The sequence below is a fragment of the Chitinophaga sp. genome, assembly GCF_036566945.1.
Lineage (GTDB): Bacteria > Bacteroidota > Bacteroidia > Chitinophagales > Chitinophagaceae > Chitinophaga.
Genome location: NZ_DATCVJ010000735.1, coordinates 1 through 8460, shown reverse-complemented (window position 1 = coordinate 8460; position 8460 = coordinate 1). Strand labels below are relative to the sequence as shown.

The 8460-nt window shown below is 47.8% G+C and carries 5 protein-coding genes; 3 read left to right on the top strand and 2 right to left on the bottom strand.

Annotated elements, in window-relative coordinates:
- Window positions 1–204: 204 nt before the first annotated feature.
- Window positions 205–1170: an AraC family transcriptional regulator gene (locus VIP81_RS22110; RefSeq protein ID WP_331966470.1), complete on the bottom strand. Its 966-nt coding sequence runs from the start codon at window positions 1168–1170 to the stop codon at window positions 205–207.
- Window positions 1171–1270: 100 nt separating this feature from the next.
- Here VIP81_RS22110 and VIP81_RS22105 point away from each other — a divergent pair, with 100 nt between their 5' ends.
- A complete protein-coding gene (locus tag VIP81_RS22105; protein ID WP_331966467.1) occupies window positions 1271–2923 on the top strand; it encodes an FAD-dependent oxidoreductase in 1653 nt (550 codons plus the stop codon).
- 227 nt (window positions 2924–3150) lie between these two features.
- Here VIP81_RS22105 and VIP81_RS22100 read toward each other — a convergent pair whose 3' ends face one another.
- A complete protein-coding gene (locus VIP81_RS22100; protein WP_331966463.1) occupies window positions 3151–4029 on the bottom strand; it encodes a carbohydrate kinase in 879 nt (292 codons plus the stop codon).
- Between the two features lie 115 nt (window positions 4030–4144).
- On the opposite strand from VIP81_RS22100, the gene VIP81_RS22095 reads away from it, so the two are divergent.
- Complete coding sequence (locus VIP81_RS22095; RefSeq protein WP_331966460.1) at window positions 4145–4828, top strand: VIT1/CCC1 transporter family protein; 684 nt, start codon at window positions 4145–4147, stop codon at window positions 4826–4828.
- Window positions 4829–4885: 57 nt separating this feature from the next.
- On the top strand, window positions 4886–8460 hold a 3575-nt coding region (locus tag VIP81_RS22090; RefSeq protein WP_331966457.1), incomplete at its 3' end, for a hypothetical protein.

Sequence of the window (8460 nt, the reverse complement as noted above, 5' to 3'; positions counted from 1 at the left end):
GGTGGTTCTTTGGAACTGCCCTTTTTTTGTACCTTCTAATTAAGATTTACCCGGACAACAATGATTTTATAAGATTAAAAAAGATTAGCGTAGACATAAGCGTAAGATTTCGCTTATGTCTACGCTAATCTTTTTTAATCCCGAAAAAATATCTGGAAAATCATCTAAATCAGTATAATCCTGTCCCAAGACAAAAAATCGCGTTCACTTCAACAAACTCCCCGGCGTAATACCGAACTGCTTTTTAAAAGCCCGCTGAAAATGCTGCGGATGGCTATAACCCAGCTGGTAAGCTATTTCAGAGATATTTTGTTGCCCTTCCCGAATCATTTGCTGTGCGCGGGTTAACCTCGTTTCGTGCACAAAGCCATATACCGTAGTATTAAATAATTCCCGGAATCCTTTTTTCAGCTTGAACTCATTCAACTGGCACAATTTCGATAGTTCCGCCAATGAAGGAGGGCGCTCCAGCCGTTGCTCCAGCAGCACCCTGGCCGCATGTAATTTGTCGATATCAGCAGCGGGAAGTGTGGGTGCTTTTTTTGCCGGTGTTTGCAACAGCAATTCACATTGCAGCGATAACAGGTCTAATATTTTCGATTCGAGATATAACTTCTTTAAGCCTTCCTGATTCGGGTATTGCCAAATGGTATCAAAGATATATTTCATTTTTGCGGTCAGCTGCGGCACTGGTGATTCCAGCATAAATGGCTGCCCTGCATAAATCTTCTCCGAAAATTTTTCCAGCTCCGGTACATAGGCGCTCAATAACTCCGACATTTTCTCCGGGTTCACATGCACACCAAAGGTGCGATAGTTCCCATATCCCACCAATTGGTTTTTCTCCAGCGTGCCGGGGTTGAATAAAAGATTATGAGATCCTTTGGCACAAAGCTTCCGGCCGGGAAATCCATCCATAGTTTGATAAAGGTCGCCTTCCAGCATAAAGTTCATCTCCACAAAAGGCTTATTATTAAAATGCTGCCAGGGGGGCGTGAGCTCGTTGGTATGAAAACGGCTGTCGACTATCCCCATATTATTCACCAGGGCCAGTGTAATGGTGCCTTCTTTATTTTCGAATGGCAATGCCAGCTCCTGCACCACGCCCATGTCGGGAGAAAATATCTGTTCGTAGTTGGCGGGGGCTGTGGGTAATGTTTGCGCTTCCATACCGGCGTATTTTAATTTTCACAGATGGTACAAAGTTATCCGTTATATGCCATCCGCCCGGTGAATAAAAAGTCAATTTTATCAAAAATAACAGATGGCTATGTCAAACAAAACTAGTGAGAATAACGAACAAATACCGGTATTAATTGCAGGCGGCGGGCTAACCGGATTATCGGCCGCCTTATTCCTGTTGCAACAGGGAATACGTCCGCTGCTGATAGAGAAGCGCCCTACCACCTCAGTACATCCGCGTTCCCGGGGCTTCGATGTGCGTACCATGGAACTTTTCCGGGAACTGCAGCTGGATGATGCCATCCGCGAAGCGGGCAAAGCACTGGCTCCGGCCTGGGGCATCTATACCGGCGATAGCTTACCCGATATCCTCCGCCAGGTAGGTAGTGCCTACAATAAAGTAAAGCATCCCATAGAACTCCCCGGCCTGGAAAAAATAGCGGCCCTTAGCCCGGCTTCCGGCGCCCGCTGCACCCAGGATATTGCAGAACCCCTTTTGCGGCAGGCAGCGATCGACAGAGGCGCAGATATCCGTTTTCATACAGAGCTATTATCATTCACCCAAACCGATGATGATGTGACAGCGTATATCCGTAACCGTGATACCGGTATTACGGAAACCATTGCCTGTCGCTACATGATTGCCGCAGATGGCGCCAGCAGCCCTATTCGCCGGGAATTAGGTGTGGAAACAACCGGCCCCGGCGCACTTGGTCACCTGCTGAATATTTATTTTGAAGCCCCACTCGGGGAAGTCGTACGCGGCAATGAATTCAGTATCGGCATCATCAAAAGACCCGGCATTACCGGCATGCTCACCGCTATCAACAACAGTAACAAATGGGTGATACATCTGCATTATGATCCGCAGCAGGAAAAGCCGGAAGAGTATACTACTGAAAGACTGGAAAGCATATTACGGGAAGTGATCGATATGCCGGACATCCCTGTACGCATTATCAGCATGCTGCCCTGGAAGCCCACCGCCAACGCAGTGACCAACATGCAGCATGGCCGCGTCTTCATCGCTGGTGATGCCGCCCACCAAATGACACCCTACGGAGGTAAAGGCGCCGCCTCCGGCGTACAGGACGTGCATAACCTGGCCTGGAAACTGGCACTGGTACTGCAACACAAGGCACATCCTTCTTTACTGGATACCTATTCACCGGAAAGACAGCCCGTAGGATTCAAAAACGCGTTGCGCTCCGCGGAAATGGCAGATGAAAAAGGATTGGTCAACCCCGGTAGCCTGATGAAAGATCTTTTTAACGCCACCGAGGCCGAAGCTTTCACCGGAATGATTCACCGGTTGGGCATTCCGGATTACTGCTATACCTCTGCCGCCATAGCCGGCAAATCCCTCCATACCTCAACCGATATTATAAAACCAGACGGACAACCCGGCACCCGTGTACCACATCAATGGCTCAACGAAAATGGCCAACGCATTTCTACGCTGGACCTGGCCGTTACCCATTTTACCCTGGTAACAACGGAGGCAGATTCACATTGGCAGGAAGCTACTGAAAAATTAACAGCTCAATTTCGTATTCCCCTCCCCGTACACGTGATCACGGATGAACAATGGAAGGCTGCCGCCCACCTGGAAACCGGAATGGCATTGCTGATCAGACCAGATGGATTTATTGCCTGGCATTCGGCTGATGGAACGTATACGCTGGAACAGGCGATTAAAGGGATATTAGGGGTAAAAATGCAGGAAGCCATCATTGAATAGTAAAGGAGCGATTTTTTGTCTAAGGGCAGGATTATACTGATTTAGATGATTTTCCCGATTTTGTTTTTACAGGATTAAAAGGATTAGCATAGATCTAAGCGAATAGCTTCGCTAAAATCTTCTCTAATCTTTTTTAATCTTATAAAATCAAAAAAGTAAAAATCTGGAAAATCATCTAAATCAGTATAATCCTGCCCTAAGACAAAAAAAGCAGGGCTTTCCCCCTATCAAACACCCCCTATTTCTTCCGGCGCATAATCCGGGCACCCGCCCGCATACGACGCTACCAACGCTCCCAGCGCATTCGCAAAGCGCAAACACTCCCGCGCCGGCCGCTGCCCGATAAAGCTATGCAGGAAGCCCGCCAGAAACGCATCACCGCTGCCAATGGTGTCCACTACTTTCACCGCAATGCCCGGCTCTACATAACAGGTGCCATTCATTAACAGCAACGCTCCATCGCCCCCCATGGTCACTACAATAATGGGGATATTAAACTGTGCAGACAATGCCTGCACTGCCTGTTCTTTATCTTCAAACGGATGATACCAGCTGCTGATCAGCTCCAGTTCTGCCATATTCAGTTTCAGGATATTACACTGCTGCAGCAACCACTCCACGTGAGCGCGGGTATAATGCGGCTCCCGCAGGTTAATATCCAGCACCTTCACAAGATCTTCCTGCAAGGCATGTTCCAGCGTATGCCGTGTCACCACATCGCGGGAACAAAGACTCCCAAACACCAGGTACCGGGTACCGGGTTGTTTTAACAGCGCTGCCAACCCCGGCTCCCATTGGATGAAATCCCACGCTGCCGGATATACGATATCATAATGCACATCGGTAGGATTGGTCATGTCCGCATATACCTTTCCGGTTTCCTGTTTTTCATCTACCTGTACAAAAGTAGTATCCAGCCCAAAACCCTGTAGCATATCCAATAGCCCTTGCCCCCGCGGATCCTTTCCTATACGGGATACGAGCGATACTGTTTCTCCCAGCTTCTGCAGGTGATACGCTACATTCATCACCGCGCCACCCGGCAATTCCTTCTCCGGCAGGATGTCCCATAACATTTCACCAAAACATACGATGTCGTTTGCCATAATTTTTCAACTTTGATGAGCAGTGCTGACCAACTGCGCGTACCTTTACAATCTGTACAAAGTACGATAAAGCACTTATATTTATATCACGAATATCCCCTATAAACCCGGAAAAATGCATCAGGAAGAACATTTAAAAAGCTCGGATTTTATTACCGACATGGTCATTGGCATGAGCGACGGATTAACCGTGCCTTTTGCATTGGCGGCAGGACTCAGCGGCGCCGTCAGCAGCAATAACATTATTCTTACCGCCGGTATCGCCGAAATAGTAGCTGGCTGTATTGCCATGGGACTCGGCGGCTACCTTGCCGGAAAAACAGAACTGGAGCACTACGAAAGTGAATTAAAAAGAGAATATACAGAGGTTGAAACGGTACCTGATAAAGAGATGGAAGAAGTAAAAGAGGTGTTTGCCGAATACGGATTAAGCGCGGAAGCACAACAACTGATCGCTACGGAGCTGTCTAAAGACAAAACCAAATGGGTCAATTTCATGATGAAATTTGAGCTGGGGCTGGAAGCACCGAATCCCAACAGAGCCAGACAAAGCGCCCTCACCATTGGCGCCTCCTATTTTGTGGGCGGTTTATTACCCTTGTCGGCCTACCTGGTCACGGACACGCCTCAACGCGGATTGATCGGCTCAACAGCACTCACCATTATCTGCCTGTTTGTATTTGGCTATTTCAAAAGCAAAGTAACCGGTCAGCCGCCACTACAGGGCGCGCTGAAAGTAACCATGATCGGGATACTGGCTGCTGCTGCCGCTTTTGGGATTGCTAAATTAGTCGCCTGATTTTGAACATACCCGCCGGAAAAATGTTAGCAAAAAGGTAATCCGTTAAGCAAAATCATGCAACTATCACCCAGGTATAAAAAATGGTTCAAAATATTGCTGATCCTCCTTGTGGCCAGGATCCTGATTGGCGGCCTGCTCTACTACCTGGTGCAGCATAAGTTTGTGAAAATTGTGCAATACATTGTTGCCAAAGAATCCGGCGGCACCTACCAGTTTGATGCGGACAATATTGACTTTTCTTTATGGCAGAAAAATATCGTGGTGCACGGCGCCCGCCTGCTGGGTAAAGACACCGTGCACGTCAATGCACATTATGATGTTAAAATACCGCGGATTTATTTATCGATACAATCCTGGCGCGCACTCATCCTGCATAAAAAATTGTTGGTCGATAGTCTCTCTGTAATCAGTCCTTCCCTGTTCGTACATGAACATGTTCCCCCCGGGCCCAGACAGGAAACCTTCCAGCTGTCCTCCATCGTAGCACACCTGGAACAGGCATTGACCTATGTAAACGCACGCATCGTACACCTGCAGGATGGCTCACTGGTATACAGCAAACTAAACGGACCGCCACCCCTGCGCGTGGATCACTTTAATTTTTCTATCCTCAACTTCACTAAAGTCACTACTGCCGACAATCATATTCTAGGCTCTGAAGATGTAGATTTCTCTTTCGACAACCAACACTGGATATTACCCGACGGGAGGAATACCATCAGTTTCCGACGCCTGCACTTCTCCGGTAAAAAACAGGTGTTTGAACTGGACTCCTGTACTATATTCAGCGCCGCCACTGCGGATAAAGGAGAGATGTCGCTGCAGGCAGATAAGTTCTATTTTAACGCCCGGCACCTGCCCGCCATTTACATGCGGCAGGAACTACTGATCGACACACTACTCTGTATACGGCCAGTGCTGAAGCTTCCCGGCAGAAAGGCCACGATAAAAGATAAAAAAGTAGCACTGGACAGTCTTCCGAATACACTCTTCAAAAGAATGAATTTCAAATATATTGCGGTGCAAGACGGAGAGCTATTGCTTACAGGACATGTATCTACCGGCACCACTAAAAAAACAAACCTCCGGATTTACAATCTTACCATTGCACATGATACCACACCGGGCATTACCACCGACAGCATTGCACTCCATCTCAATAAAATAAAATTCTATTCACTGGACAGTATGTTCCAGCTGAGCGTAGATGAATTTGTGCTGCAGCGCAATGATGTTATCTTCAACAATGTAGCATACGGACCTACGCCTCAAAACCATTCCGGCAAAGGCTTAACCTTTACCGCTCCTTCACTGCGACTAAATAATGTGAGCCTGGAAGACCTGCTGCGAAAGCACCTGAAAGCCAGTAGCGCCGAATTGTATTCGCCCCGCATCTTATTGCTTACCAAAGGAAAGAAAGCGGTGAAAGGCAAGCCGGCAACAGATAGTACCGCCATCAAAATGCCGGCATTTTACCAAACCCTGCATGGCCTGAGTGAGCTGATCATGGTGAATAATTTCCGTATCCTGGATGGCAATGTGAACTTCACTTCTACCGGAAAATCGCCGGTAACGCTGCAGTTAAAAAATGTAAATACAGATATCCTGTTACATAATTTTTTTCTGAGTGATTCTTTGGTAGATATAAAACACGCCATGCCCAATCTGCGTATCCGGGAAATGAGCGTGGCATCCGACAAAGTCAGTATCACTGTTAACAATTATGCTTTTGATGGCGCCCACCGGCATAATAAAGCCGATCAATTATTGATGAAACTTTCCAATGGCAGTCGTATTGCGGCCAGGAATATCTATTGGGAAGTGTTCGACTGGGATGTATTTCAGCAGTCAAAGGATATTCAGGTAGATGTGCTTCGCTTCGGCGCCTTGAATATACAGTTGTATCAAACGGCGACTGCTAAACATACTGCCCCCAAAGACTTTCCGGTGATACGCATTGCGCGGCTGGATGTTGTCAACCTGCAATTCAGCAGCAACGGGCCTGCACAGCAAAGCAGCTTCCAGGCAGATAAAATAGCTTTCAAAAATCTGCGCACGAAACAACGGTTCATTACCTGGGGGGCGGCCACCGGCCAGTTCCATCGCATTCATCATCACAGCGAAAAAATGGAGCTGGACGTGGAATCCGTTTCGCTCAACAGTAATAGTGGCACCAACATCACAAATGCTAATGCTACCATGTATAACGGAAACGGTTATACTAAAATAGTACTCCCATCTTTGAATATCACAACTCCTATCCACAGCACCGACTTCAATCGCCTGCTGGTGCAATCACTCACTGCCGATCATCCGCAGATAAATATTGTCAGCAGGGACGAAGCGCCGAAAAAGCAACACGCCGCCGCTCCGCTACAGGTCAGCATTGCACAGCTTCATGTGCGCGATGCGGAACTACATTATACAAAGATCAACGGAAAGGATAGCAGTACCCTACATACCCAACTGCAACTGTCAGCCGGCCATCTTGCCCTGCATACCGGCAACGAACAACTATTGCAGTATGATTATATACAAATGGAAACAACGGCCTTGCAATTTCATCGCACCGGCACCGACGTTTCCATTCCACAGTTATCGTTGCAGCTGACCAAAGGGCGGCTCCGCAAAGATAAATACCACTCCGGCATAGCGGCAAAATGGCAGGATGTACAGCTGTCGCTGCATCATGGAGACACCATGGAACTGGCAGTGAATAAGCTATCGGGCCTGTTTAACGACGCCGCATTTAGCTTCCACCCGCATCATAAAATAGCCTGGCAATCGTTGGTGGCTAATACCACCATTACCAAAGGGGGATTGTTGTACAGGAACAAGCAACTGCACGCACAAGCAGGCAGTATAAAAATGGACTCAGCCACGAATACTTTATCGGTAAATGATTTCAGCGTAACACCCAATCTGAGTGCAGCAGAAACTTTCCGCACCGCACGCTGGCAGCGGGATTACATCACCGTAAAAGGAGACGCGCTGCAACTAACGGGGATACAAAACAATCATCTGTCGGGAGATACCACCCTGTATATCCGGAAAATTATCGTCGGTAATACGTTGTTAACAACGGCCAGGGATAAACGAATTCCTTTTGAGCACGGCATAGAAAAACGGATGCCCACCCAATTAATCAATACCCTGCCATGGGCGTTGCAGGTAGATTCTATAGTGGTGCAACAGTCCGCCGTTACGGTGCAGGAATCTTCCAAAGCCACCAACAAATGGTCGGCCGTACCGATCACAGAGATCAACGCACTGATCACTCATTTTGGCAATGTACATCCCAAGGGTGACAGTCTGCGCGTACAGGCCAGCGGCAAATTACTGGGCAGTCCAATTCATTACTTTTCGTACAACGAGTCATACACTGATTCTCTCTCCGGATTTTACGCACAGAGTTACCTGGCCCCCATGGACCTCACACGATTCAACGAAGTAGCCATTCCCATGGCCGCAGTGAAAGTACGACGGGGTTATGCAGATACGATTTACGCCAACTGGTCGGGCAACAAATACGCGACCCTGGGTAATATGAATTTTTATTACCAACACCTGAATGTACAGGTGCTGAATAAAAAAGATTCTACCCGGCAAAGTTTTATGGCTAACCTCAA

Bases quoted from the DNA above. Each gene is read 5' to 3' on its own strand.
- VIP81_RS22110 (WP_331966470.1), bottom strand. From the start codon at position 1,170: ATGGAAGCGCAAACATTACCCACAGCCCCCGCCAACTACGAACAGATA.
- VIP81_RS22105 (WP_331966467.1), top strand. From the start codon at position 1,271: ATGTCAAACAAAACTAGTGAGAATAACGAACAAATACCGGTATTAATT.
- VIP81_RS22100 (WP_331966463.1), bottom strand. From the start codon at position 4,029: ATGGCAAACGACATCGTATGTTTTGGTGAAATGTTATGGGACATCCTG.
- VIP81_RS22095 (WP_331966460.1), top strand. From the start codon at position 4,145: ATGCATCAGGAAGAACATTTAAAAAGCTCGGATTTTATTACCGACATG.